This window comes from Pseudomonas sp. WS 5146 (genome assembly GCF_012985495.1).
GTDB lineage: Bacteria > Pseudomonadota > Gammaproteobacteria > Pseudomonadales > Pseudomonadaceae > Aquipseudomonas > Aquipseudomonas edaphica.
Genome location: NZ_JAAQWL010000001.1, coordinates 874,618 through 898,643, shown reverse-complemented (window position 1 = coordinate 898,643; position 24,026 = coordinate 874,618). Strand labels below are relative to the sequence as shown.

Sequence of the window (24,026 nt, the reverse complement as noted above, 5' to 3'; positions counted from 1 at the left end):
TTGCCGTGCATGCTCGGTTGACTCGGGCAGACGACGATACAAAAGGTCGAACTTTCTGCTGCGGGCACGGGTCACTTGAATGTCAGCACCTTGGTGACATTTTTGTTTTTCGAACTTTATTCGAATGATTGAGTGGTGATCGAGATGGAAAGTATCAGCCTATTGCTCGAAGAAGCACTGAGCCCTTATCAGGTTACGTTGACCACCTCGGGTGTGCAGGGCGAGTGCCTGGTGACCGTGAAGAACCCGGCTGGCGCTATTGTCGTCGAGCGGGAAGTCGATCGCGCGCAATTGACCGATAAGCGCGTGCTGGTGGATGTGGTCGATTGCCTGCTGCGCGACCTTAAAATCGCCGAAGGGCGCCTGGAACCCTCGGTTATCGCCGCTTTGCGCAACGCCGCACAGACTCGCGGCAGCGTGATCGCATGAAGAATTGTTTAATTGGCGAAACTTCCTACGCCATGCCCGGTCAGATTTTTTAACGGCAAGAGCAAACATTGTGCTCCGGTGTTTGTGGCTTGTTGTACTGGTCTTTGTAGGCCACGTTTAACCCCGAAGTGTCTCCCCACTCTTCGGGGTTTCTTTTTGCCTGGGATTTGCCTCGCAGGGGGTCAGGTCTCGGTGCTCAGGGCTCGGGAGAGTCGAGGAAGAAACTCGGGTTGTGCGACAAATACTGTTCACGCATCACTGGGTCTAACCACGAGGCGTAGGACTGTTGCACCTGCTCCAGTGGAATCTCGCCCAATGCCTGATCGATTCGCTGCATGGCCTGGCGACCTTGCGGCGTGTTGGAGCAAGCGATATGCGTGCGTTGGTAAGGCGCTGAGCCCTTGATGGGAAAGAACAGCAGGTCGTGGGCCGCAATTCCCTGTTGCTGGGCGTGATAGCGGATTTCCGGCGGGTAACCCAGCACCGCCTCCAGCCGCCCCAGGCGCTGCATCTGCAACAGGCTGCCAAGGGCGTCATTGCCGTAATGCAGGGCCAGGGTGTGCGGGTCGGCGTGCTTTAGCTGTTCATCGACGGCGGGGCCGTAACTGCGTTCGGCAGTGGCGCCAATGCGCGCCGTATGGGATTTGAGAAAGGCTTGCAGGTCAAACTGACCCTCGACGATATAGGGCGCCATGGCCGCCTGGTGGCTGCGCTGGATCGTCACCCCATTGCTGACCGTCACGAATGCCTGGGCGGAAAATACCACGTACTGGGCGCGCTCCGGCGTCCACAGCAGCGATGGGTCACAGGTCAGGGATTGAGCACGCAACATTTGAATGCCGCGCGCGCGGTTGACGTGCATCACTTGATGACGATACTCCGGCAGGTGCTCCCTGAGCATCGGCAACAGTTGGTCGAGTGCGCCCTGGTTTTTTTGCGGGCCTTCGAAGATGGTCATTGGCGGCAGGTCGCGCAGCAGCCAGGTCAGTGTGTCCTCGGCCTGAGCCGAGAGCGACCAGCCGCCGAACAGCGTGCTTACAAGGAGCAAGCGGACGTACGGGCGAACCATCAGATCGCGCCATCCTCACGCAAACGGGTGATGGCGGCGGCGTCGTAACCCAGCTCATTGAGCACCGTGCTGTTGTGCTCCCCTAACTGCGGCCCAACCCATTCGCAACTGCCCGGCGTCTCGGAGAGCTTGGGCACGATGCCTGGCATCTTGAAGTCCTTGCCACCTGGCAGCTGCGCCTTGAGGAACATTTCCCGGGCCAGAAACTGCGGGTCGCCGAGCATGTCTTCGGCGCTGTAGATACGGCTGGCGGGTACTTCGGCCTTGTTCAGTTGCTCGACCACTTGCTCCAGCGGCAGCGAGTTGACCCACCGATCAATCACCCCGTAAAGCTCGTCACGGCGGCTGTCGCGCCCGTCATTGCTGGCCAGGGCCGGGTCATTGGCCAAATCGTCGCGGCCGATGGCGCTCATGAAGCGCTTGAAGATGGCATCGCCATTGGCGCCGATCTGCACATGCTTGCCGTCAGCACTGGTATGAATCGAGGAAGGCGTGATGCCGGGCATGATGTTGCCGGTGCGCTCGCGGATAAACCCGAACACGTCGAACTCCGGGATCATGCTTTCCATCATCGCGAAGATGGCTTCGTACAGCGCCACATCCACCACTTGGCCGAGCCCGCCGTTGACCTCACGGTGACGCAACGCCATCAGCGCGCCGATCACCGCCCACAGAGCCGCGATGGAGTCGCCGATGGAAATCCCGGTGCGCACCGGCGGGCGATCTTCAAAGCCTGTGATGTAGCGCAGACCGCCCATGGACTCGCCCACCGCGCCAAAGCCCGGCTGGTCTTTCATCGGGCCGGTCTGGCCGAAACCGGAGAGGCGCACCATCACCAGCTTGGGGTTCAGCGCGTGCAGGGTTTCCCAGCTCAAACCGAGTTTTTCCAGCACACCGGGGCGGAAGTTTTCGATCAGGATGTCGGCGTCCGCCAGCAGCTGTTTAAGAATCGCCAGGCCATCCGGGTGCTTGAGGTTCAGGGTCAGCGACTTTTTATTGCGCGCCTGCACAAACCACCACAGCGACGTGCCTTCGTACAGCTTGCGCCACTTGCGCAGCGGGTCGCCGCCATCGGGGGATTCGACCTTGATCACCTCGGCACCGAATTCGGCGCAGATACGTGAGGCAAACGGTCCGGCGATCAGGGTGCCCAGTTCGATGACTTTCAGGCCGGAGAGCGGTTTGGCATTAAACGACATGAGGATCCTTAGCAAGCAGGGGCGGTGGTGTCATGCCTTTTAACATAGGCGAGCGGCCCAGGGATAAGCATGATGCAGCGCAGTATTCGTTCAATGGCTGCCCCATCGGTTAGACTGGCGACCTTTCCCTGTCTTTAGAAGCCCGTTCATGGCCCAGCCGTCCACGACCTACAAATTTGAACTGAACCTCACCGACCTCGATCGCTCGGTGTACGAGAGCGTCAAGCAGACCATCGCCCGCCACCCTTCGGAAACCGAAGAACGTATGACCGTGCGGCTGCTGGCCTACGCCCTTTGGTACAACGAGCAGTTGGCGTTCGGGCGTGGCCTGTCAGATGTAGACGAGCCAGCCCTGTGGGAAAAAAGCCTGGATGATCGGGTTCTGCACTGGATTGAAGTCGGCCAGCCCGACGCCGACCGCTTGACCTGGTGCTCACGCCGTACCGAGCGCACCAGCCTGCTGGCCTATGGCAGCCTGCGCGTATGGGAAGGCAAAGTGGTGCCGGTGGCCAAGAACCTCAAGAACGTCCACATCGCCGCCGTGCCGCAGGAAGTCCTCGAGACCCTGGCCAAGGACATGCCGCGCGTGATCAAGTGGGACGTGATGATCAGCGAAGGCACTATTTTCGTGACTGACGACCGTGGCCAGCATGAAGTGCAGCTGGAGTGGCTGGTCGGCGAACGCGGCTAAAAAGTAAAACTGTGAAAAGCTGGCTTCTGTGGGAGCTGGCTACACAAACAGGTTCCAGCGTTGATCTGTGTTGATTGCTCAATTGTCGTTTAACCGTTGTATCTGAAGAGAAGCTTCCGTTACCCCATGCGTATCGATCCTCGCCCGTTGCCCGCTGTCCTGCCGTTTCTCGGTGAATTGCCACCGCTGTTGACCCGTCTCTACGCCGCACGCGGGGTGCAGTCGGAGGCTGAGCTGGACAAGAGCCTGGCGCGGTTGATTCCCTACCAGCAACTCAAGGGCATCGACGCGGCGGTAGACCTGCTGGTGACGGCTCTGGAGCAGCGCCAGCGTATCCTCATCGTCGGTGACTTCGACGCCGATGGCGCCACGGCCAGTACCGTGGGCACGCTGGGCCTGCGTTTGCTCGGCGCGGCGCATGTCGATTACCTGGTGCCCAACCGCTTCGAATACGGCTACGGGCTTACCCCGGAAATCGTCGCTGTGGCGCTGCAGCGCGAGCCGCAGCTGCTGATCACCGTGGATAACGGCATCTCCAGCGTTGAAGGCGTGGCGGCGGCGAAGGCCGCCGGGTTGCAAGTATTGGTCACTGACCACCACTTGCCGGGTGATGAATTGCCGGCGGCGGATGCCATTGTCAACCCGAACCAGCCTGGCTGCGAGTTCCCCAGCAAGGCGTTGGCCGGCGTGGGTGTGATCTTTTACGTGCTGATGGCCCTGCGCGCGCGGTTGCGCAGCCTGGGCTGGTACGACAACAAACCCCAGCCAAATATTGGCGAACTGCTTGATCTGGTCGCCTTGGGCAGCGTCGCTGACGTGGTGCCGCTGGATGCCAACAACCGCATTCTGGTGCATCAGGGCCTGGAGCGTATTCGTGCCGGGCGTGCGCGGCCGGGGATCAAGGCGATTCTCGAAGTGGCCAAGCGCGATGCGGCGCGTATCACCTCCACCGACCTCGGTTTTATCCTCGGGCCACGCCTCAATGCAGCCGGGCGCCTGGATGATATGAGCCTGGGCATCGAATGCCTGCTCACCAGCGACGTGGCGGCGGCGCGGGAAATGGCCGCGCAGTTGGACGGCATGAACCAGGACCGCAAATCCATCGAACAAGGCATGCAGCGCGAGGCCCTGGCCCAGCTCAAGGACTTGCCGGTGGAGTCGATGCCTTACGGCTTGTGCCTGTTCGACCCTGAATGGCACCAAGGTGTGATCGGTATTCTGGCGTCACGCATGAAAGAGCGGTATTTCCGTCCGACCATCGCCTTCGCCGACGCTGGTGATGGCCTGCTCAAGGGCTCAGGGCGTTCTGTGCAGGGTTTTCACATCCGTGATGCCCTGGCGGTGGTCGCCAGCCAGCATCCCAACCTGATCGCCAAATACGGCGGCCACGCCATGGCCGCCGGCCTGACCTTGCCCGAGGAAAACTTCCCGCTGTTTGCCGAAGCCTTTGATGCCGAAGTGCGCCGGCAGCTGTGTGAAGAAGACCTCACCGGTCGCCTGCTGACTGACGGCACGTTGGCGGTGGAAGAGTTTCACCTCGAGTTGGCGCGCGCACTGCGCCATGCCGGGCCATGGGGCCAGCACTTTCCCGAGCCGTTGTTTCACGGTGTGTTTCAGTTGGTTGAACAGCGTGTGGTTGGCGAGCGGCACCTTAAAGTGGTGCTCAAGAGCGAATGCGGGTCAGTGAAGCTCGACGGCATTGCGTTTGGTGTGGACCGTGAGGTGTGGCCGAACCCGACGGTGCGTTGGGTGGAATTGGCCTACAAGCTGGATGTGAACGAGTTTCGTGGCAATGAGACTGTGCAGTTGATGATTGCGCATATCGAACCGCGCTGAGTCTGGGCCACACCACAAAACAACTGTGGGAGCGGGCTTGTTGTGGGAGCTGGCTTGCCTGCGATGCGGACGCCTCGGTCTATCAGACAGACCGAGGTGATGCTATCGCAGGCAAGCCAGCTCCCACAGAGGTGCCCACGTTCAGCTTTGTGGGCAGCCTTGGATTACTCAGCTTTGTCTTTAGCCTGGTGCTTCACAATGATATCCACCAAGCGCTGAGCCAGCGCCGGGTAGTTCTCATCAAAGTGATGCCCGCCCGGCAGCTTCACAGCCTCGCCTACGGCAGTGGTGTCGGTGCAACCACTCTCGTTGACTTCTTCAGCTCCGTAGATGCACACCACTTTATCGGCTGGCAGCTTGGCCATTTCCGGGCCAGTGGCGGCCTCTTTGCCGGCATTGCCCAGCCAGCCTTCCACTTCGATTTCAAAGCTGCCAGTGCGTGCGAATGCGAGCAGGATAATGGCGTCGACACGCTGCTGTTCGCTTTCCGGCATGCGGTTGTAGATCGCTGGCAGTACGTCGGCGCCGAACGAATAGCCGGTCAGTACGAAGCGCTTGGTGCCCCACTTCTGGCGGTAGTGCTGCATCAGCTCGGTGAGGTCTTTGGCGCTTTGTTCCGGGGTCTTGTGCTGCCAGTAGTAGCGCAGGGTGTCGATGCCGACCACCGGGTAGCCGATCTTGGCCATTTCACCGGCCACATCGCGGTCCAGGTCACGCCAGCCGCCATCACCGGAGAGGAACAGGGTAACGGTGTCCTTGGCTTGGCCAGCCGGTACTTCGACCACCGGAATCGCCAGGCCGCCGTTGTCCGAACCGACCAATTGCTTGCGCAGTTCGTTGTTCAGTACTTGTGGGTAGTGAATGTCGTAGTCGCTGATGCTGGTCGTCGCGCGCGGTGTATCGCGTACGAAACTGGCGCTTTCATCGTCAGGGTTATCGTTCCACGCCACCAGCCAATTGCCATGGGCAGAGGTCTTCGGCAGTGGGTCCTTGCAACCTTCCTGAACCAGGGCGAAGCCGACGGAGATGGCGTTGGCCTTGTCGTCGTTCTGTGTGGCCAGCCAGCGCCAGGCGAGTGCGGCGCCAGGGCCGATGCCGCTGACCAGCGTCGCCGGGCCTTTAAGCTGGGCCAGGGCGCTTTGCAGGGCTTGTTCCTGCAACTTGCAGTCATCTTTTGGCAGGATCACTTGAACGATTTGCGCCGAGCCGCCCTGGCTCAGGGCAATCAGTTGGCTGTCGCTCAAGGTCTCATCGGCCATTACAGCCACGGCCACGCGGGCCTTGGCCGAGCCGTTAGGCGTCACGCGGGTCATCACCGAACCGTCGGCCTGGGGCAGTTGTTCCAGGATCGGTTGCGGGGCAGGGCGGTTCCAGTACCAAAAGCCACCCGCCGCGATCAGCGCGAGCAGCACTACTAAGGCCAATACATACCGCCAGGAGCGTCGAATCATCAGCGTTTCACCAATCCAGTCAAGCCGCCCGCAATCAGGGCGGCGGTATCGGCCAGTGCCACCAGCGGATCAAGTCCTGCGGGCACGGCCATATAACGGGGTTCCCAGTCAGGCTGGAACTTGTCTTTGAAGCGGCGCAAACCTTGGAAGTTATACAGTTGCTCGCCGCGGCGGAACACCATCGAGCCCAGGCGTTGGGTCAGCGGCGCACCACGGCGCGGTTGCAGGCCCGACAACGGCACCATGCCGAGGCTGAAGCGGGCGTAGTCATGGTTCTTATAATGTTGAATCAGGCCAACCATCATGAATTCCATGGTCAGCTTCGGCGCGTCCGGGTGCGCACGCATCAGGTCGAGACTGGCCAGGTCATGGTTGTAGGTCTCGAGCAGGTTGGCGAAGGCTACCGGGCGCCCTTCGAAGCGAATGATCGCGATGCGAAAGTGCTTGAGGTAGTCGTCACTGAAACGTCCGAGGGAGAAGCCCTTTTCCCGCACGTTCTTGCCGGTCAGCCACGCATCGGAAATGACTTTGAGCTCATCCATCGGCGCCTGGCCCGGGTCGCAGATCTCCAGGGACAGGCCGTCCCGGGTGCCACGGTTCCAGGTGTAGCGCAGGTCCTTCATCTCTTTGCCCTTGGCTTCCAGGTCAAAGCGTTTGAGGTCGACGCGGGCTTCTTCGCCCAGCTTGATCGCGGTGAGGCCAATGTCCATGTAGTACGGCAGGTTCTCGGCGCGTACTTGATAGAACACTGGGCGCGCGTGATGGATATCGCACAGGTCGCGGAACTGCCAGATCATCTCCGCGCGGGGCTGAGTCGGGCCGATCGGGTCGTACAGGGCCACCAGGCTGCGCCCGCGACGGGCGTACATCAGGAAGGCTTCATCGTTGGGGTGGAACAGCAACGCCTTGTCGCCGGTCAGCGCCAGGCCGCCGTCGGGTTGCGAGGAGGCCATCAGGATCTTGGTGGCACGCTCCAGCTCATCCGGTGTCGGCAAGTGAATGACCGGGCGCGCAGTGCGCAACAGCCAGGTCAACGACACGATCACCAGCAACACCGCCGCACCCAGCAATGAACGCAGGCCCCGTGGAGCGTTGGCGTCCAGGGTGAACTGCCACCATAGCTGATGGCTGTACGGCACGTCTTGATAGGCAAACAGCAGCAGCCAGATCGAGGCGCCCAGCACACAGACACTGGCCACCAGGTACAGGGGCGAGAACGGCAGCTCAGTCAGGCGGCTGGCACGGTAAAACGAGCGACGGAAGATCGCCAGCAGCACCGCCGTCATGATCATCAGGCTGGCTTCTTCCCAGTCGAAGCCTTTGAGCAGCGAGAGCAGGGCGCCGGTCAGCAGCAGCACCATGGTCAGCATCCAGGCCGCCGACAAACGTCGACGCAGGCCTTGGGCGAGCAGCAGGCACAACACGCCGATCAGGCTGGCACCGAAGTGCGAGGCATCAATCAGGCGGTGGGGAATCAGGAAGCCGATGTTTTCCAGGCGTGAGTCGATTTCCGGCGTGGCGCCGGAAAACAGCAGGACCACGCCGGACAAAAAAACCAGTACGGCCAGCACCGGCGCCGCCAGGCCCGAAGCAACCCGCAGGCTTTGCTGGGTCTGGAACAGGCGCTGGGCTTCGTTGACCAACAGGAAGATACAGGCGATCAGCAGCGGCAGAACCACGTAGATCATCCGGTACAACAGCAGGGCGGCGGCCAATGGCGCGGCGCCGAGTTTGTCGGCAAACGCGGCCAGCAGAATTGCCTCGAACACGCCCACGCCACCCGGCACATGGCTGAGTACACCGGCAGCCAGGGCCAGCAAATACACCAGCAGGAACGGGCCGAACGGCGGCGCTTCCGGCAGCAACATATAAAGGACGGTGGCGGCAGCGGCCACATCCAGCGCGGTGATGATCAGTTGCAGGAAGGTCAGGCGGCGGCCCGGCAGGCGCAGCGTGCGACGCCCGGCCTTGACCAGCAGGTTGTCCGGGTAAGGTTGTTCCGGCAGGCGCCGGCGATAAATACCGATGCACAGTGCGACTGACAGCAGCAATACCGCGCCGGCGATGCCACCGAGCAAACCTTGGGACAAATGCAGGTAGGTCGAGGCCGCGGGCAAGTTGCTCAAGGTGGCCAGTGCGGCCAACGGCGGCAGGGCGGTGCCCAAGGCCAGGCTGGCAAACACGGTCATGTGCGCCACTTCCGAGGCACCGATGCCATGGCGTGCATATAAACGGTAGCGTACTGAACCGCCCGAAAGCATCGACAACCCAATGGCATTGCCGATGGCAAAGGCGGTGAAGCCACCCATGGCCAGGGTCTTGGCCGGCAGCTTCACGCCGGCATAACGTGCGCCGGAGAATTCGTAGCCCAATAGAATGATGAAACCTGCGACCGCGGCGGCAAATGCGCCGAGCAAGGCAGGCTTGGGCACTTCCAGGATCGAGTCGTGGAGCGCGTAAAGGTCCAGTTCCAGCAGCAAGTGTCGGCAGGCGATCAGGGCGATAGCGAACAGCAACAGGGTGACGGCCAGCCCAATGGGTTGACGGTATTTGCTCAACAGATCCAGCCATCGCAAACGGGTGGGAGTGATCGGTTGTTCCGCTGTGACGGTGTCTTGTGGTTCAGACGAGTTGGCGCGCATCAATCACCTCGTGGATTGTGCGCGACAGGATGGAGGTATCCAGCCAAGTTACCAATCCCTATGGACAAAATAATTACAAATATTAACGCTTATCGTCGGGGGCGGCGACAGCGGCCATTGGTCGTAGAGGGTCGAGCTTGAGCACTGAGCATAGCTTGCAATGACATGGACTCTGCAAACCGAATACGGTTTCATGAAAGATGCCATACCATTGTTTCAGAAGAACTTTTTCACCGGATACAAAAAAGGCCACTCTTTCGAGTAGCCTTTTTTGATGTTTGGTTGCGGGAGCCGGATTTGAACCGACGACCTTCGGGTTATGAGCCCGACGAGCTACCAGACTGCTCCATCCCGCGTCTGTGGGCGGCATTCTACAGCCCAACGGCGAGGTGTCAACCGTTAATAGTCTGATGGGTCAAATAAGTGGAAATTAGTCACTCCACAGCCACCTTGTGCGGTAAGTGCAGGGTGGGCAACGTTTTTTCTGTCTTACAATTTTCATACAGGGCTAAAACAGGCACGCACAAAAAAGGCCACTCTTTCGAGTAGCCTTTTTTGATGTTTGGTTGCGGGAGCCGGATTTGAACCGACGACCTTCGGGTTATGAGCCCGACGAGCTACCAGACTGCTCCATCCCGCGTCTGTGTGTCGGCATTCTACAGAGGAACGCAGGTGTGTCAACCTGTGAATTGAAGAAAAGCGCTTGTGGTTCAAGCGGTTAGCTCTCCAAAGTGGGCTTCAAACGGCCTCGGGGCCAGTCTGGCCAAGGGTTTTGGCTCTATTGGTGGGTAGATTTCGATTGAGAAAATAAATTCATCTGGGAAATTTCCTACCGCTCAAACGGCAGATTCAAACTACTGGTGCTATATACAGGAGTGAGTGCGATACTGGCCGCCCGTTGGATTACACCCTCTGTTTATATGACGCAGCGCAAAATCATCCACGTCGACTGTGATTGCTTCTACGCCGCCATCGAGATGCGCGACGACCCGAGCCTGGCGCAAAAGCCCCTGGCGGTCGGCGGCTCGGCAGACCGGCGCGGGGTGATTGCAACCTGCAACTATGAGGCGCGGGCCTATGGCGTGCGGTCGGCCATGTCATCGCGCCACGCCTTGAAGCTGTGCCCGGACCTGACCATCGTCAAGCCGCGCATGGATGCTTATAAAGAAGCGTCGAAGGAAATCCAGACGATCTTTCGCGACTACACCGACCTGATCGAGCCGTTGTCGCTGGACGAAGCCTACCTGGATGTCTCCGACTGCCCGCATTTTGGCGGCAGTGCCACGCGCATCGCCCAGGACATCCGCCGGCGCGTCTCCAACCAGTTGCACATCACCGTGTCGGCCGGCGTGGCGCCGAACAAGTTTCTGGCCAAGATCGCCAGCGACTGGAAAAAACCCAACGGCCTGTTTGTGATCACCCCGGATCAGGTCGAAGACTTTGTGTCGCAGTTGCCAGTGAAAAAGCTGCACGGTGTCGGCAAGGTCACCGCCGACAAGCTGGCGCGCCTGGGCATCGAAGACTGCCTGCAACTGCGCGAGTGGAACAAGCTGGCGCTGGTGCGTGAATTCGGCAGTTTTGGCGAGCGGCTCTGGGGCCTGGCTCGTGGGATTGATGACCGTGTGGTGCAGAACGACAGCCGCCGACAATCGATCAGTGTGGAAAATACCTACGACGTGGACCTGCCGGATCTCTCAAGTTGCCTGGCGAAGCTGCCTGAGCTGATGGAAACCCTGGCAGGGCGCATGGCGCGTATAGACAGTAGCTACCGCGCGGGCAAGCCGTTCGTTAAGGTGAAGTTTCATGACTTTACCCAGACGACGCTGGAGCAGGCCGGGGCAGGGCGGGATCTGGAGAGTTATCAACAGCTGTTGACCCAGGCGTTTAACCGGGGCGGGAAGCCGGTGCGGTTGTTGGGGATTGGGGTGCGGTTGCTGGACCTGAGCAGCGGTAACGAGCAGCTTCAATTTCCCTGGTAGAAACCGGATCAAAAAAATGTGGGAGCTGGCTTGCCTGCGATAGCGCAGTGTCAGTCACTGATGTTGTGACTAATACACCGCTATCGCAGGCAAGCCAGCTCCCACATTTGGATTTTTATCCAGCCTGAAGTCTCAGCGTGCCCCAGGATCTGCGACGAGTCTTCCCGCATCCTTGGTCAGCGCCTGCAGAAACTCCTGCTGCAACTCCGGATCATTGCGCGTCAATTCGATCAGGCTTTGTTCCAGCTCGCTGGCTTCTTCCTCCAGGCCCAGCTCCGACAGGCGCTTGACCCGGTGCACCCATTGGTTCACTTCGTCATCTTCCAAGTCGTCGTAGATCAGGCCATGGGCTTCGAGCAACTTGCCGCGCAGGGTGTTGCTGATCGCCAGGGTCGAGTCGGAATGCACATCGTCCTGGCCATCTTCCACGCTGATCTTCAAGGTGCTGACGCGGTTCAGGTCCTGCTCGGCAAATGGGCTGTCCAACAGGTTCAGGCGCAGTACGCCATCGCGGTCGGTGGTCAGCTCATGGGTCTGCTTGCCGGCGGTAACTTGCACCGGGCGCTCGCTCCAGGGCAGGCTCGAATACTCCGTGCGCTTGTCGCGCTGCACTTCATCGATACCCGCCAGGTTCTGTTGCGCACGGCCGTGGGATTGCACGTTCATGAACGGGTTGATGCCGTCCACGCCGTAGCTCAGCCAGTCATGCGTCATGCTGGTGGGCAGGTTGCCGAGGGCGAAGATATTCACCACGTTGGCGCCCGCGCCCGCTACCAGTGCAACAGCACCCAAAGGCATCTCATAGAGTTTGCGCCAGGGCTGGTAGGGGGTGTAGCGATCGTAACGGCGGGTGACTTCGAACTCGGTGACCTCAAAGGTCTTCTGCTCGTGAATGCGAACCCGGCGTTGCGGCAGTTCCAGCACTTTGGGTTCGCCTACATCGATTTGCAGGCTGTGATCGAGCAACTTTCGCTCGACCCGCTCCTCGTGCTCGCTGCGTTGCGACATTTGATTGGCGCAGCCGCTGACCAGCAGGGCGCCGCACAAGGCGGCGCCCCCCAGGGCTCTGGTGTTTCGCTTGAACATGACTTCTCTTGATCTGGTTTTCAGCGACGAATACGCGCCTGAAGGAAAGACAGCACGTCAGCCACCGGCAACGGTTGGGCTTCGGCTTCGGTCCGGCTCTTGTATTCCAGATTGCCATCCGCCAGGCCGCGGTCACTGACCACGATACGGTGCGGGATGCCAATCAGTTCCATGTCGGCGAACTTGATGCCCGGGCTGGTTTTCTTGTCCCGGTCATCGAGCAGCACTTCAAAACCGGCAGCCGTCAGTTCGGCATACAGTTTGTCGGTGGCTTCGCGTACTTGCTCGTTGTCGTAGCGCAGCGGTACCAGGGCGATCTGGAACGGTGCCAGGGCGTCACTCCAGATGATGCCTTTCTCGTCGTTGTTCTGCTCGATGGCAGCGGCAACCACGCGTGATACGCCAATGCCGTAGCAGCCCATGTCCAGGGTGATCGGCTTGCCGTTCTCGCCCAGCACTTCGCACTTCATCGCCTTGCTGTACTTGTTGCCCAGCTGGAAGATGTGCCCGACTTCGATGCCGCGCTTGATTTCCAGGGTGCCCTTGCCATCCGGGCTTGGGTCACCGGCCACCACGTTACGCAGGTCGGCCACGGTCGGAACCGGCAAGTCACGCTCCCAGTTCACGCCGAAGTAGTGCTTGTCATCAATGTTGGCGCCGATACCGAAGTCGCTCATCAGCTCGACCGAACGGTCGATGATGATCGGCAACGGCAGGTTCAGCGGGCCCAGCGAACCAGCACCGGCGCCAATGGCGTCGCGCAGTTCGGCATCGGTGGCCATGACCAGCGGGCTGGCCACGCCAGGTTGCTGGGCAGCCTTGATTTCGTTGAGTTCGTGGTCGCCACGGATCACCAGGGCGATCAGCTTGCCTTCTTCTTCGGCGCGCACGATCAGGGTCTTGATGGTCTTTTCAATCGGCAGATTGAATTTTTCCACCAGGGCCGCGATGGTCTTGGTCTCTGGCGTGTCCACCAGGCGCAGTTCTTCAGCCGGTGCGGCGCGGGACGTTTCCCGTGGCACGGCTTCGGCTTTCTCGATGTTCGCCGCGTAGTCGGAACCGTTGCTGAACACGATATCGTCTTCGCCGGACTCGGCCAGCACGTGGAACTCGTGGGAGCCGGCGCCGCCGATGGAGCCGTTGTCCGCTTCAACCGGACGGAACTTCAGGCCCAGGCGCGTGAACACGTTGCAGTAGGCGGTGTGCATGCGGTCGTAGGTGGCCTGCAGGGACGCCTGGTCGGCGTGGAACGAGTAGGCGTCTTTCATGATGAATTCGCGGCCGCGCATCAAACCGAAGCGTGGGCGAATTTCGTCACGGAACTTGGTCTGGATCTGATACAGGTTCAACGGCAGCTGCTTGTAGCTGCTCAACTCGTTGCGCATCAGGTCAGTGATCACTTCTTCATGGGTCGGGCCGGCGCAGAAATCGCGGCCATGACGATCCTTGAAGCGCAGCAACTCAGGGCCGTACTCTTCCCAGCGCCCGGATTCCTGCCACAGCTCAGCCGGTTGGGTGCTCGGCATCAACACTTCCAGAGAGCCGGCGGCGTTCATTTCTTCGCGAACGATGGCTTCGACCTTGCGCATCACCTTCAAGCCCATGGGCAGCCAGGTGTACAGGCCGGAGGCCAGTTTGCGGATCATACCGGCGCGCAGCATCAGCTGATGGCTGATCACAACCGCGTCGGAAGGCGTTTCTTTCTGTGTGGCGAGCAAATATTGACTGGTACGCATGGTAGGCCGTTGTCGGTTGCTTGGACTTGAAATGACTTGGGATTGTACGGGCGGTTGTCGCTGGAGTACAGGCGTGAGGTCGTGGCGGTGTTTCTGGTTGAGTAGAGCGCGTGTGGGAGCTGGCTTGCTATGGAGAGGGCGCTTGCTGTGGCGAGGGAGCTTGCTCCCGTTTGACTGCGCAGCAGTCACCGGCTTTTTTGGGGGCGCTTCGCACCCCAGCGCAAGCAAGCTCGCTCGCCACAACAAGCCAGCTCCCACATTGGCTGAGGTGGGTCAGTCTTCTGCGGGAGGATTCAACCGCGCCCGTCGGCTTTCCTGAAACCAGTGCAGCGCAATCAGGAACAGCGTCGGCACACCCAGCAGGCAAGTGATGATGAAGAAGTTGTGATAACCGAACTTCTCTACCATCACGCCCGAGTAGCCACCAATCAGGCGCGGCAGCAACAGCATGATCGAGCTGAGCAGCGCGTATTGGGTGGCGGAGAACTTGAGGTTGGTCAGGCTCGACAGGTAGGCGACAAACGCCGAAGTGGCCAGCCCCGAACTGAAGTTATCCAGGGAGATGGTGAAGATCAGCATCTGCAGGTCCGGGCCCATGTCGGCAAGCATCACGAACAGCAGGTTGGTGGCCGCCGAGGCAATGCCGCCGATAAACAGGATCGGCAAGATGCCGAAGCGCACAATCAACAGGCCGCCCATACCGGCGCCGAGCAGGGTCATGATCAGGCCGAAGATCTTGCTGACCCCGGCGATCTGGTCCTTGGTAAAGCCCTGGTCGATGTAGAACACGTTGGCCATCACGCCCATTACCGTGTCGGACATGCGATAGGTCGCAATCAGCCCGAGCAGCAGCAGCGCCTGCCAGCGATACCGCAGGATAAAGTCGTTGACCGGCGTCAGCACCGGCGCCAAACCCCGGCGGCCCATGGCCGAGAGGCACAGGGTGGTGAGGATGATGTACAGGATGGCGCGCAGGAACGCGCGATCTTCCATCAGCAGCTCCCACAGGCTCACGCCGTGGAACAGCACGCTGGCGAAATCGGTGTTGTACAACTGGGTGAACATCGCCGGGACCGACACCAACAGCACGATCAGCACAAAGACCGAGACAAGCTGATGCGCAAAGCTGTAGCGCCCGGCCTGCAATTGGGTGCGCAGTGGCACATCGGGTTCACGCATGAAGAAGGTGGTCAGCAGTGCCGGGATCATCAGCACGCCGAACAGCACGTAAGTGCCGGTCCAGGCCGAGTGTTTATAGTTGAAGCCGGTGGAACCGAAACCTTCGGCAAAGAACAGCGCGCCGGCGGTGGCCAGCAGTGCGGCGATGCGATAGCCGGACATGTAGCTGGCAGCCAGCGCGGCCTGGCGGCTGTCATCGGCTATTTCCAGGCGATAGGCGTCTACCGCAATGTCTTGGGTGGCCGAGGCAAAGGCTACGATAACGGCAATGGCGATCAGCCAGGACAAGTGCTTTTGCGGGTCGCAGAAACCCATGCCGATCAACCCGAGGATCACCAGCGTCTGGGCAAGTACCAGCCAGGAGCGACGTCGTCCCAGTTTGCCGAGCAGCGGCAGGCGCCATTGGTCGAGCAGCGGCGACCAGACCCATTTAAACGCATAGGCCAGGCCGATCAGGCTCGCATAGCCGATGGTCTCGCGGGCCACACCGGCCTCGCGCAACCACACAGATAGCGTCGAAAACACCAACATGTAAGGCAAGCCGGCGGCGAAGCCGAGCAACAACAGGACTAACGTCGAAGGGCTGGCATAGGCGGCGAGCGCGGCGCGCCAGGTTTTACGGGGCATGGGCTGGAGTCTGCCTCAGATTTGCGGAAACAAAGCGCGCACTCTAACCGCTGTGCTCTACCGGGCGCCAGCCATGACGCTGAATATCAACGCGATTGTTCAGGATACTGACGCCTTCACTGCGCAAACGCGCACGTTGTTCGTCGCCTGAAGCGCTGCCCACCGGCAGACTTATCCGACCACCGGCACCCAATACCCGATGCCAGGGCAGACGGGTGTCCTCCGGCAGTTGGCTGAGCGTGCGCCCGACCCAGCGGGCAGCACGGCCCAGGCCGGCCAGGTGCGCCAACTCGCCGTAACTCACCACGCAACCTTCGGGCACTTGCGCCAGGGTCAGGTACAGGGCCGTTCGGCGCATGTCTGCGGGGCTTTGGGGGGCGTCTTCGGGTGAGTGAGGTGTGGGCATCGCCGCGTCTTTATAAAGAGGTGTTTTTGTAAGAAACGTCTGTAATCATGCCGTTGAGAATTGAACTCAATATAAATCCTTGAGTCAGTCCAAGCTATCTAACACGATAACGCCCCTTTTTCGCCATTTTCGAGCCTCGAATTCGCTTATGTTGTCCAGAACCCTGCTCTGCCTTGCTGTTCTCAGCGCCTCCACGCCCCTGCTCGCCGACACCATCTGGTTGAAGAACGGTGACCGCCTGACCGGCAAGATCAAAGTCTTCGACGGTGGCAAATTGCTGATTCAGACCAACTACGCAGGGGCCATCCCGGTGGATTGGAAGCAGGTCAAGACCCTGGAAAGCGATCAGGAACTGCTGGTCAAGCAGGACGCTTACACCGGTGAAAAGGCCAAATCCCTGAAAGCGGCGGAGGATGGCAAGGTCACCCTGACCAATGGCGAAGCGCCGAAAACCGTGGACTTGGCCAGCATCCAGCAGATCATCAAGCCAAAGCCTGTGATCGAAGACCTGGTGTGGAAGGGCAATGTCGACCTGGCGCTGGACTACAAACGCGCCGACAAGGACACCAACGACTACGACATCGACTTCAAGACCACCGCCCGTCACGGCCAGTGGCGGCATACCGCCCAGGGCGAATACAACCGCGAGTTCCAGGATGACGTGACCACCACTGATAACTGGTCGCTCGAATATGACCTGGACCGCTTCATCACCGAGCATTGGTACTGGCAGGGCCGCCTGACCTACAAGCGTGACAAGGTTGAAGACCTGTCCCGCCAGCGCACCGTGGGTACTGGCCCTGGCTACCAGTTCTGGGACGATGAGCTGGGCGCGTTCTCCCTCGGCTCGCTGGTCAACCGCACCGATTACCAGTATTCGGACGATCGCAAGAGCAACTTCTATTCCCTGGCCATGAAGTGGAGCTACAACCGCTACCTGGTGGGCAAGACCGTGGAATTCTTCACCAACGGTGAAGTGGGCAAGCCGCTGGCCGGGCCGTCCGATTACTCCCTGGATGCGGAAATGGGCCTGCGCTACAAAGTCACCGAGTGGGCGTCGCTCAACCTCAAGGCCGAGCGCGACATCATTAATGGCGAATCGCAAAGCAGCTTGGACAAGACCCGTTACACCGCAGGCTTCGGCGTCGCCTGGTAAAGCAACCCGGTAAAACCAGCAACGGACACTCTGGCAACCCGCGCCGATATTGATTACCTTGTGTTGAGATTCATTCCCATAGACGCCATAGGCTGTGGGCGGCTGAACACCCGAGGAGTCATACCGTGAGCACGCAGGTTGCCAAGAACGCCCGAGAGCTGTTGCTCAAGGAATACCGTGGAGCGCTCTCCACATTGTCCAAAGCCATGCCGGGTTTTCCCTTCGGCTCAGTGGTGCCGTACTGCCTCGACGCGCAGGGCCAGCCGATCATCCTGATCAGCCGCATCGCCCAGCACACCCACAACCTGCAGAAAGACCCCAAGTGCTCGCTGCTGGTGGGTGAGCGCGAAGCCGATGACGTGCAAGCGGTAGGGCGCCTGACCTATCTGGCCGAAGCCGAAAAACTTGAGGATGAGGCTGCGATTGAAGCCGCCGCCGAGCGCTATTACCGCTACTTCCCGGATTCGGCCAACTACCACAAGGCCCACGATTTCGACTTCTGGGTGCTCAAACCGGTGCGTCACCGTTACATCGGCGGCTTTGGCGCGATTCACTGGGTCGACCAGCTCACCCTGGCCAACCCGTTTGCGGGCAAAGCCGAGCGCAGCATGATCGAGCACATGAACAGCGACCACACCAAGGCCATCGCCCACTATGTCGAGCTGACCGGCCTGCCGACCACCGAACCTGCGCAATTGGCCGGTATCGACGGCGAGGGCATGCACCTGCGCATCGGCCAGTCCTTGTATTGGCTGCCGTTTGCCGAGCCTTGCAACACGCCGACACAAGTGCGCGAAGCCCTGGTTTCATTGGCTCACGCTGAGGTCTGGCCGAAAAAAGAAGCCGTCAGCGCTTGAATTCACGAAACGGCGACGTCATTTAAGGTGGACTGGCAAGGCATTCTTGCGTTGAGGAACCATTTGATGCGCCCTTTTTTATTGCTCTTTCTGCTGTTCCCGGTGTTGGAGCTGTTCGTATTTGTTCAAGTCAGCAGTGCCATCGGGTTTTTCCCGGCACTGTTGCTGATTATTCTCGGCTCGATGCTCGGCGTCCTGGTGCTGCGCGTCGCCGGCCTGGCCACGGCGCTGCGTGCGCGTGAAAGCCTGAACCGCGGCGAACTGCCTGCTCAGACCATGCTGGAAGGCCTGATGATGGCCTTGGCCGGTGGCCTGTTGATCCTGCCGGGCTTTATCAGCGACGTGGTCGGCCTGGTCATGCTGTTGCCGTTCACCCGCAAGCTGCTGGCCGGCAAGATGCGCCAGCGTGCTGAAGAAGCGGCGATCCGCCAGCGTGCCTTCGCCGATGACCTGCAACCCCGTGGCGGCCCGGCGCCACGCCAGCCGTTGGGGCGTGAAGGGGATGTGATCGAAGGCGAGTTCGAACACCGCGACAGCAAATAACCACATGACCTGCACGGCGCCTTTGGGTGCCGTGTTGCTTTTGCCGCCCGGCATTCGTAAAAAATTTCCGTCGCGGCCTCTTGTAATAAGCTTATGCGCCCTTATGTAACGGTCACCGCAAGGTTTCTGGTGGCGACACCAGACAGACTTCCGCGTCTTGCTTGGCGAGGCGCGACCGGCACCGCCGGAATACAACTTGCCGGTATCGATACCGGCCGATGAAAAACACAATTAGGAGAGATCGACAATGAGCAAGCTTCGTCCTCTGCACGACCGCGTCGTAATCCGTCGCAGCGAAGAAGAAAAGAAAACCGCTGGCGGTATCGTTCTGCCAGGTTCGGCTGCTGAAAAAGCCAACCACGGTGTGATTCTCGCTGCAGGCCCGGGCAAGACGCTGGAAAACGGTCAAGTACGTGAGCTGGCCGTAAAAGTGGGTGACAAGGTTGTTTTCGGCCCTTACTCCGGCAGCAACACTGTGAAAGTCGACGGCGAAGACCTGCTGGTCATGGCTGAGAACGAGATTCTCGCCGTTCTGGAAGACTGATTCCCCGCTCATTTTCCCGTTACTACAAAGTATTTAAGGAATATCGATCATGGCTGCTAAAGAAGTTAAATTCGGCGATTCCGCCCGCAAGAAAATGCTCACCGGTATCAACATCCTGGCCGACGCGGTAAAAGCGACCCTGGGTCCTAAAGGCCGTAACGTGGTTATCGAGAAGAGCTTCGGCGCTCCGACCATCACCAAGGACGGCGTTTCGGTAGCCAAAGAAATCGAACTGGAAGACCGTTTCGAAAACATGGGCGCGCAGCTGGTCAAAGACGTTGCCTCCCGTGCCAACGATGACGCAGGCGACGGCACCACCACCGCTACCGTACTGGCTCAGGCCATCGTCAACGAAGGCTACAAGGCCGTCGCTGCCGGCATGAACCCGATGGACCTCAAGCGCGGCATCGACAAGGCGACCATCGCCATCGTTGCTGAGCTGAAAAAGCTGTCCAAGCCATGCGCCGACACCAAGGCTATCGCTCAGGTAGGCACCATCTCCGCCAACTCCGACAACTCCATCGGCGACATCATTGCCGAAGCCATGGAAAAAGTCGGTAAAGAAGGCGTGATCACCGTTGAAGAAGGCACTGGCCTGGAAAACGAACTGTCGGTTGTAGAAGGCATGCAGTTCGACCGTGGCTACCTGTCCCCTTACTTCGTCAACAAGCCTGAGACCATGGTTGCCGAGCTGGACAGCCCGCTGATCCTGCTGGTCGACAAAAAGATCTCGAACATCCGCGAAATGCTGCCAGTGCTGGAAGCCGTTGCCAAAGCCGGCCGCCCACTGCTGATCGTTTCCGAAGACGTTGAAGGCGAAGCCCTGGCGACTCTGGTTGTGAACAACATGCGTGGCATCGTTAAAGTCGCCGCCGTCAAGGCGCCAGGCTTCGGCGACCGTCGCAAGGCCATGCTGCAGGACATCGCCGTTCTGACCGGCGGTACCGTTATCTCCGAAGAGATCGGCCTGAGCCTGGAAAGCGCCACCCTGGAAAACCTGGGTAGCGCCAAGCGCGTGACCATCTCCAAAGAAAACACCATCATCGTTGACGGTGCTGGCGTTGAGCAGGATATCCAGGCTCGCATCACTCAGATCCGTGCCCAGGTTGCCGAGACTTCGTCCGACTACGACCGTGAAAAACTGCAAGAGCGTCTGGCCAAGCTGTCCGGCGGCGTTGCAGTGATCAAGGTTGGCGCCGGTTCCGAAGTTGAAATGAAAGAGAAGAAAGCCCGCGTTGAAGACGCCCTGCACGCAACCCGTGCAGCCGTTGAAGAAGGCGTGGTACCTGGCGGTGGCGTTGCGCTGATCCGCGCTCTGGAAGCACTGGCTGATCTGACCGGCGACAACGCTGACCAGAACGTCGGTATCGCTGTTCTGCGTCGCGCCGTTGAAGCGCCGCTGCGTCAGATCGCTGCCAACTCCGGCGACGAGCCAAGCGTTGTGGTCAACGAAGTCAAGAACGGCAAAGGTAACTACGGTTACAACGCTGCGACTGGCGAATACGGCGACATGATCGAAATGGGCATCCTGGACCCTACCAAGGTGACTCGTTCCGCGCTGCAAGCAGCAGCCTCGATCGGTAGCCTGATCCTGACTACCGAAGCTGCAATCGCTGACAAGCCAAAGGCTGAAGGCGCAGCTGGCGGCGGTATGCCAGACATGGGCGGCATGGGTGGCATGGGCGGCATGATGTAAGCCAGCCTTACCCAGCTATTAAAAAGCCCCGCCTGCAGTGATGCAGGCGGGGCTTTTTTGTGCGGTATTCAAAATGCAGGAGAACCCATGTGGGAACTGGCTTGCCTGCGATGGCATCACCTCGGTGCACCAGACATACCGAGTCGCCTGCATCGCGGGCAAGCCCGGCTCCCACATGGCCGCCTGTGTTGATCTCAACCCAATGTACGACGTCGCAACAGCTTCCTGAAGGTCATGCCCCTTGCCAGGGTTACTTGGGCAGCCGGCATAAGTGCCACGGGTTGCGGTGCAGCAGCTTGGTTGAGTGGGCCAGGGACAGGCAGGTGCGTGAGTTTCTCAACGCCGGCGGCTCGGGGCCACCTCCGAGGTGGCGGGGTGAGGAGCGCATCCTGCGCCGTTGGCCGACGTGCCGTATTGGCGGTGTGATCGCCAGCGTGTTTGTCTTCCATCCGTGGTGATGGCTTGTCCGTAACCGCCAGGCGCGAGGCCGACGCATTACCGGGCACGAACACGCCGGCAACGATGCACAGCGACAGCATCAAGGTGGGCAAATGCTTCTTACGGGGATGCATGACAGGGCTCTCCAACCGGGATTCAGTTGGCGAGGTTACGGGCGATGGGATGGCTGCGCTGTCACAGGCTGTAACAGCGCTACAACCGGCGATACCCTTCAATAAGGACGAACACTGTCACTGTGGCGAGCAGGCTTGCCCTGCGTTGGGTGGCGAAGCCGCCCCAAATCAGGCGACTCGGTGAGCCAGTTATAACGGACTGGGGCTGCTGCGCAGCCCAACGCAGGGCAAGCCTGCTCGCCACGGGTTACTTTTCTCCAGTGCGATTTCTGACTCGACTTACTTGAACGCATCAGCCCAAAGACCTTGAAAGGCATGGCTCTAAAGAGGGCGCAACGGCAGTATCAGGCTCATGCGTGCGCCGCCCAGCGGGCTGCGGGTTACCGACAACTCACCGTGGTGCCACTGGGTTGCGCGCTTGGCCAGCGCCAGGCCGAGGCCGAAGCCACTGGGTTCGTCGCCGCCCATGGCAAGCCGCACAAAAGGCTCGAAAATCTTTTCACGGTTCTCCGCCAATATACCGGGGCCATCATCGTCGACATGCAGCACCAAGTGCTGCTCACCCTGATAGGTGGCGCTCACGCACACTCGATCACGTGCATAGGTGATGGCGTTGCTCAAGAGGTTGCGCACGATCAAGTGCAGCAGGGCACGGTCGCCGATCAGTTCAAGCTGTGCAGGCTCGGTTTCCAGGCTTAATTGACGGTGGTGCCCATCCAGTAAGGCGAACTCCTGGTGCAGCCAATCACGCAGGTTGATGGGTTCGTGCTGCAAATCGGTCGGCGCGCCGGCCATTCGCGCAAAGGCCAAGCTGGCGCGAACCAGGGCTTCGAGTTCTTCGACATCGGTTTGCAAGCGCTCCTGAAGGCGTGCGCGGGTCGGCGGGTCTTCGCTCTTGCTCAGCAACGTAAGGGCGAAACGCATGCGCGCCAGCGGTGTGCGCAGTTCGTGGGAGACGGCTTGAGAGACTTCGCGATGGCGTTCGCTCATGGCGCTGATGTCCCGCGCATGCTGTTGCAAAGTCAGCAGCAACGGCGTCCATTCCTTGCCCAGGGCGGGCAGCATCACGTTTGGCGTGCGTGCCAGCGTGCCCAGGCACGTGTTGAGTGTGGCCAGGTCTTTGTTATGCCGTCGGTACGCACGCAAACCGAGGCCGAGCAACAGCAAAACCGGCAAGCCGGCGACGCAGGCGGTCATCCAGAAAATCGGAAATTTCAGCAGGTCCTTGACCTCGGCACTGCCCCACATAGGGCCGAATCGGATCACGGTTTCGTCGTCCAGCGGGAAGTAGCTGATGTCTTCGTCGCTGTTCAGTGCTGGCTGCTGGTGTTCGAGCATGACCATGGCTTCGGGCGGCAATTCGACGTCGTCATACGGGATCAGCTCTACCGGGTACTGGAAGTGCGCGCGCAGGATGTCCATGCGCGCTTCACGTTTCTCGGCAGGCAAGCCTTTGAGCTGCTCGGCCACCAAATAGCCTGGGCCGGCCATCAAACGCAAAAAACTGTCCTCGCCGACAAACACCGAGGCGTTGGTGCACAGCCACAACAGATAAAGGGTCAAGCTCGTCCAGCCCGCGCCCGCCACGGCCACCATCCAGGGGCGCAGTTTAAACATGCTGGGCCGCCTGGGGGATTTCGACAAACAGGTAGCCTTGGGCCGTGATGGTCTGGATGGTCACCGGGCAGGCCAGGGTCATCAGCTTTTTGCGCAGGCGCGACACACGCATATCAATGGAGCGGTTAAGCCCGTCGTATTCCAGGCCGCGTAAGCTTTGCAGGAGTTTCTCGCGGGTCAGTAACACGCCGCTATGGCGGGCGAAAATCGCCAGCAGTTCGAACTCGGCCACCGAGAATTGCAATGGCGTACCGTCGAGCCAGGCGAAATGGCTATTAAGGTCCAACCGAAACGCGCCCCACTGATAAGACGCATTGGGCGCCTGGCGGTGACGACGCAGCAACGAGCGCACCCGGGCCAGCAACAGCAGCGGGTCGACGGGTTTGACCACGTAGTCGTCGGCGCCCACGTCAAATCCGGTTAATTGCTCGGCGTTTTCATCCAGCGCGGTCATCATCAGGATCAGCCCGGGGTAGCTGTCGCGAATCTGGCGGCACAGGGTAAAACCGTCGACGCCCGGCAACATGACATCGAGGATCAACAGTGCCGGTTTTTCATCAAGAATGCGCTGTGCGGCGCGATCACCACGGTGCTCCACGGCGACGGTAAAACCCTCCGCGCGCAGGAACTCGGCCGTCAGCGCGGCCAATGGGCGGTCATCTTCAATCAGCAACAGGGAGTCGGACATGCAAAGGCGCCATCGCCGGAGGA

The 24,026-nt window shown here is 60.1% G+C and carries 20 protein-coding genes and 2 tRNA genes; 9 read left to right on the top strand and 13 right to left on the bottom strand.

Features of this window, described 5'->3' with window-relative positions:
* Positions 1–144: 144 nt before the first annotated feature.
* Positions 145–429, top strand: coding sequence for a DUF3509 domain-containing protein (locus HBO41_RS04100; RefSeq protein ID WP_026013896.1), 285 nt, complete (start codon positions 145–147; stop codon positions 427–429).
* 196 nt (positions 430–625) lie between these two features.
* Here the strand turns inward: HBO41_RS04100 and HBO41_RS04095 are convergent, their stop codons facing one another.
* Both HBO41_RS04095 and HBO41_RS04090 read right to left on the bottom strand, forming a co-directional pair.
* Positions 626–1,498 carry a TIGR02285 family protein gene (locus tag HBO41_RS04095; protein ID WP_169985194.1) on the bottom strand — a complete coding sequence of 291 codons (873 nt, stop codon included), beginning with the start codon at positions 1,496–1,498 and terminating at the stop codon, positions 626–628.
* The gene (locus tag HBO41_RS04090; RefSeq protein ID WP_169985191.1) at positions 1,498–2,697 is read right to left on the bottom strand and encodes a CaiB/BaiF CoA-transferase family protein; all 1,200 of its coding nucleotides are present in this window, start codon (positions 2,695–2,697) and stop codon (positions 1,498–1,500) included. The genes HBO41_RS04095 and HBO41_RS04090 overlap by 1 nt, the downstream gene beginning before the upstream one ends.
* 148 nt (positions 2,698–2,845) lie before the next feature.
* Here HBO41_RS04090 and HBO41_RS04085 point away from each other — a divergent pair, with 148 nt between their 5' ends.
* Together HBO41_RS04085 and recJ are read left to right on the top strand one after the other, a co-directional pair.
* Positions 2,846–3,388, top strand: coding sequence for a YaeQ family protein (locus tag HBO41_RS04085; protein ID WP_099549357.1), 543 nt, complete (start codon positions 2,846–2,848; stop codon positions 3,386–3,388).
* A gap of 126 nt (positions 3,389–3,514) precedes the next feature.
* Positions 3,515–5,224 (top strand): single-stranded-DNA-specific exonuclease RecJ, encoded by a 1,710-nt coding sequence (gene recJ / locus HBO41_RS04080; RefSeq protein ID WP_017139738.1) that lies wholly within the window; start codon positions 3,515–3,517, stop codon positions 5,222–5,224.
* A 164-nt stretch (positions 5,225–5,388) separates the two neighbouring features.
* On the opposite strand, the gene HBO41_RS04075 is transcribed toward recJ, so the two are convergent.
* The 4 genes from HBO41_RS04075 to HBO41_RS04060 all read right to left on the bottom strand — a co-directional run bounded on the left by HBO41_RS04075 (position 5,389) and on the right by HBO41_RS04060 (position 9,957).
* Complete coding sequence (locus HBO41_RS04075; protein ID WP_138452077.1) at positions 5,389–6,675, bottom strand: virulence factor family protein; 1,287 nt, start codon at positions 6,673–6,675, stop codon at positions 5,389–5,391.
* Positions 6,675–9,317 (bottom strand): bifunctional lysylphosphatidylglycerol flippase/synthetase MprF, encoded by a 2,643-nt coding sequence (gene mprF, locus HBO41_RS04070; RefSeq protein WP_017139740.1) that lies wholly within the window; start codon positions 9,315–9,317, stop codon positions 6,675–6,677. The genes HBO41_RS04075 and mprF overlap by 1 nt, the downstream gene beginning before the upstream one ends.
* Before the next feature lie 279 nt (positions 9,318–9,596).
* Positions 9,597–9,673 (bottom strand) — tRNA-Met (locus tag HBO41_RS04065).
* Between the two features lie 207 nt (positions 9,674–9,880).
* Positions 9,881–9,957 (bottom strand) — tRNA-Met (locus HBO41_RS04060).
* Between the two features lie 280 nt (positions 9,958–10,237).
* On the opposite strand from HBO41_RS04060, the gene dinB reads away from it, so the two are divergent.
* Positions 10,238–11,296 (top strand): DNA polymerase IV, encoded by a 1,059-nt coding sequence (dinB, locus tag HBO41_RS04055; protein ID WP_017139741.1) that lies wholly within the window; start codon positions 10,238–10,240, stop codon positions 11,294–11,296.
* A gap of 132 nt (positions 11,297–11,428) precedes the next feature.
* On the opposite strand, the gene HBO41_RS04050 is transcribed toward dinB, so the two are convergent.
* From HBO41_RS04050 to HBO41_RS04035, 4 genes are all read right to left on the bottom strand, one after another.
* The gene (locus tag HBO41_RS04050) at positions 11,429–12,382 is read right to left on the bottom strand and encodes a hypothetical protein (RefSeq protein WP_169985188.1); all 954 of its coding nucleotides are present in this window, start codon (positions 12,380–12,382) and stop codon (positions 11,429–11,431) included.
* A gap of 20 nt (positions 12,383–12,402) precedes the next feature.
* The gene (locus HBO41_RS04045) at positions 12,403–14,118 is read right to left on the bottom strand and encodes a proline--tRNA ligase (protein WP_017139743.1); all 1,716 of its coding nucleotides are present in this window, start codon (positions 14,116–14,118) and stop codon (positions 12,403–12,405) included.
* A 273-nt stretch (positions 14,119–14,391) separates the two neighbouring features.
* The gene (locus HBO41_RS04040) at positions 14,392–15,924 is read right to left on the bottom strand and encodes an AmpG family muropeptide MFS transporter (RefSeq protein WP_017139744.1); all 1,533 of its coding nucleotides are present in this window, start codon (positions 15,922–15,924) and stop codon (positions 14,392–14,394) included.
* A gap of 43 nt (positions 15,925–15,967) precedes the next feature.
* Positions 15,968–16,330, bottom strand: coding sequence for an MGMT family protein (locus HBO41_RS04035; RefSeq protein ID WP_099549362.1), 363 nt, complete (start codon positions 16,328–16,330; stop codon positions 15,968–15,970).
* A 148-nt stretch (positions 16,331–16,478) separates the two neighbouring features.
* Between HBO41_RS04035 and HBO41_RS04030 the strand changes: the two genes are divergently transcribed.
* From HBO41_RS04030 to groL, 5 genes are all read left to right on the top strand, one after another.
* Positions 16,479–17,486 (top strand): DUF481 domain-containing protein, encoded by a 1,008-nt coding sequence (locus HBO41_RS04030; RefSeq protein WP_017139746.1) that lies wholly within the window; start codon positions 16,479–16,481, stop codon positions 17,484–17,486.
* Positions 17,487–17,611: 125 nt separating this feature from the next.
* Positions 17,612–18,343 carry a HugZ family protein gene (locus HBO41_RS04025; protein WP_017139747.1) on the top strand — a complete coding sequence of 244 codons (732 nt, stop codon included), beginning with the start codon at positions 17,612–17,614 and terminating at the stop codon, positions 18,341–18,343.
* A 66-nt stretch (positions 18,344–18,409) separates the two neighbouring features.
* Positions 18,410–18,886 carry an FxsA family protein gene (locus tag HBO41_RS04020; protein ID WP_016975517.1) on the top strand — a complete coding sequence of 159 codons (477 nt, stop codon included), beginning with the start codon at positions 18,410–18,412 and terminating at the stop codon, positions 18,884–18,886.
* A gap of 247 nt (positions 18,887–19,133) precedes the next feature.
* Complete coding sequence (groES, locus tag HBO41_RS04015) at positions 19,134–19,430, top strand: co-chaperone GroES (protein ID WP_017139748.1); 297 nt, start codon at positions 19,134–19,136, stop codon at positions 19,428–19,430.
* 49 nt (positions 19,431–19,479) lie between these two features.
* Positions 19,480–21,126 carry a chaperonin GroEL gene (gene groL, locus HBO41_RS04010; RefSeq protein WP_017139749.1) on the top strand — a complete coding sequence of 549 codons (1,647 nt, stop codon included), beginning with the start codon at positions 19,480–19,482 and terminating at the stop codon, positions 21,124–21,126.
* 194 nt (positions 21,127–21,320) lie between these two features.
* On the opposite strand, the gene HBO41_RS04005 is transcribed toward groL, so the two are convergent.
* The 3 genes from HBO41_RS04005 to HBO41_RS03995 all read right to left on the bottom strand — a co-directional run bounded on the left by HBO41_RS04005 (position 21,321) and on the right by HBO41_RS03995 (position 24,003).
* The gene (locus tag HBO41_RS04005; protein WP_138454142.1) at positions 21,321–21,698 is read right to left on the bottom strand and encodes a hypothetical protein; all 378 of its coding nucleotides are present in this window, start codon (positions 21,696–21,698) and stop codon (positions 21,321–21,323) included.
* Between the two features lie 321 nt (positions 21,699–22,019).
* Positions 22,020–23,315 (bottom strand): sensor histidine kinase KdpD, encoded by a 1,296-nt coding sequence (locus tag HBO41_RS04000; protein WP_017139750.1) that lies wholly within the window; start codon positions 23,313–23,315, stop codon positions 22,020–22,022.
* The gene (locus tag HBO41_RS03995; RefSeq protein ID WP_169985186.1) at positions 23,308–24,003 is read right to left on the bottom strand and encodes a response regulator transcription factor; all 696 of its coding nucleotides are present in this window, start codon (positions 24,001–24,003) and stop codon (positions 23,308–23,310) included. Before HBO41_RS03995 ends, HBO41_RS04000 begins: the two co-directional genes overlap by 8 nt.
* Positions 24,004–24,026 lie beyond the last annotated feature (23 nt).

Excerpts from the sequence above, each read along its gene's own strand:
- HBO41_RS04005 (WP_138454142.1), bottom strand. The coding sequence starts at position 21,698 with ATGCATCCCCGTAAGAAGCATTTGCCCACCTTGATGCTGTCGCTGTGC.
- HBO41_RS04030 (WP_017139746.1), top strand. The coding sequence starts at position 16,479 with ATGTTGTCCAGAACCCTGCTCTGCCTTGCTGTTCTCAGCGCCTCCACG.
- HBO41_RS04050 (WP_169985188.1), bottom strand. The coding sequence starts at position 12,382 with ATGTTCAAGCGAAACACCAGAGCCCTGGGGGGCGCCGCCTTGTGCGGC.
- HBO41_RS04020 (WP_016975517.1), top strand. The coding sequence starts at position 18,410 with ATGCGCCCTTTTTTATTGCTCTTTCTGCTGTTCCCGGTGTTGGAGCTG.
- HBO41_RS03995 (WP_169985186.1), bottom strand. The coding sequence starts at position 24,003 with ATGTCCGACTCCCTGTTGCTGATTGAAGATGACCGCCCATTGGCCGCG.
- HBO41_RS04000 (WP_017139750.1), bottom strand. The coding sequence starts at position 23,315 with ATGTTTAAACTGCGCCCCTGGATGGTGGCCGTGGCGGGCGCGGGCTGG.
- dinB (WP_017139741.1), top strand. The coding sequence starts at position 10,238 with ATGACGCAGCGCAAAATCATCCACGTCGACTGTGATTGCTTCTACGCC.
- HBO41_RS04075 (WP_138452077.1), bottom strand. The coding sequence starts at position 6,675 with ATGATTCGACGCTCCTGGCGGTATGTATTGGCCTTAGTAGTGCTGCTC.
- HBO41_RS04045 (WP_017139743.1), bottom strand. The coding sequence starts at position 14,118 with ATGCGTACCAGTCAATATTTGCTCGCCACACAGAAAGAAACGCCTTCC.
- HBO41_RS04085 (WP_099549357.1), top strand. The coding sequence starts at position 2,846 with ATGGCCCAGCCGTCCACGACCTACAAATTTGAACTGAACCTCACCGAC.
- HBO41_RS04090 (WP_169985191.1), bottom strand. The coding sequence starts at position 2,697 with ATGTCGTTTAATGCCAAACCGCTCTCCGGCCTGAAAGTCATCGAACTG.
- groL (WP_017139749.1), top strand. The coding sequence starts at position 19,480 with ATGGCTGCTAAAGAAGTTAAATTCGGCGATTCCGCCCGCAAGAAAATG.
- HBO41_RS04035 (WP_099549362.1), bottom strand. The coding sequence starts at position 16,330 with ATGCCCACACCTCACTCACCCGAAGACGCCCCCCAAAGCCCCGCAGAC.
- HBO41_RS04100 (WP_026013896.1), top strand. The coding sequence starts at position 145 with ATGGAAAGTATCAGCCTATTGCTCGAAGAAGCACTGAGCCCTTATCAG.
- HBO41_RS04040 (WP_017139744.1), bottom strand. The coding sequence starts at position 15,924 with ATGCCCCGTAAAACCTGGCGCGCCGCGCTCGCCGCCTATGCCAGCCCT.
- recJ (WP_017139738.1), top strand. The coding sequence starts at position 3,515 with ATGCGTATCGATCCTCGCCCGTTGCCCGCTGTCCTGCCGTTTCTCGGT.
- mprF (WP_017139740.1), bottom strand. The coding sequence starts at position 9,317 with ATGCGCGCCAACTCGTCTGAACCACAAGACACCGTCACAGCGGAACAA.
- HBO41_RS04095 (WP_169985194.1), bottom strand. The coding sequence starts at position 1,498 with ATGGTTCGCCCGTACGTCCGCTTGCTCCTTGTAAGCACGCTGTTCGGC.
- groES (WP_017139748.1), top strand. The coding sequence starts at position 19,134 with ATGAGCAAGCTTCGTCCTCTGCACGACCGCGTCGTAATCCGTCGCAGC.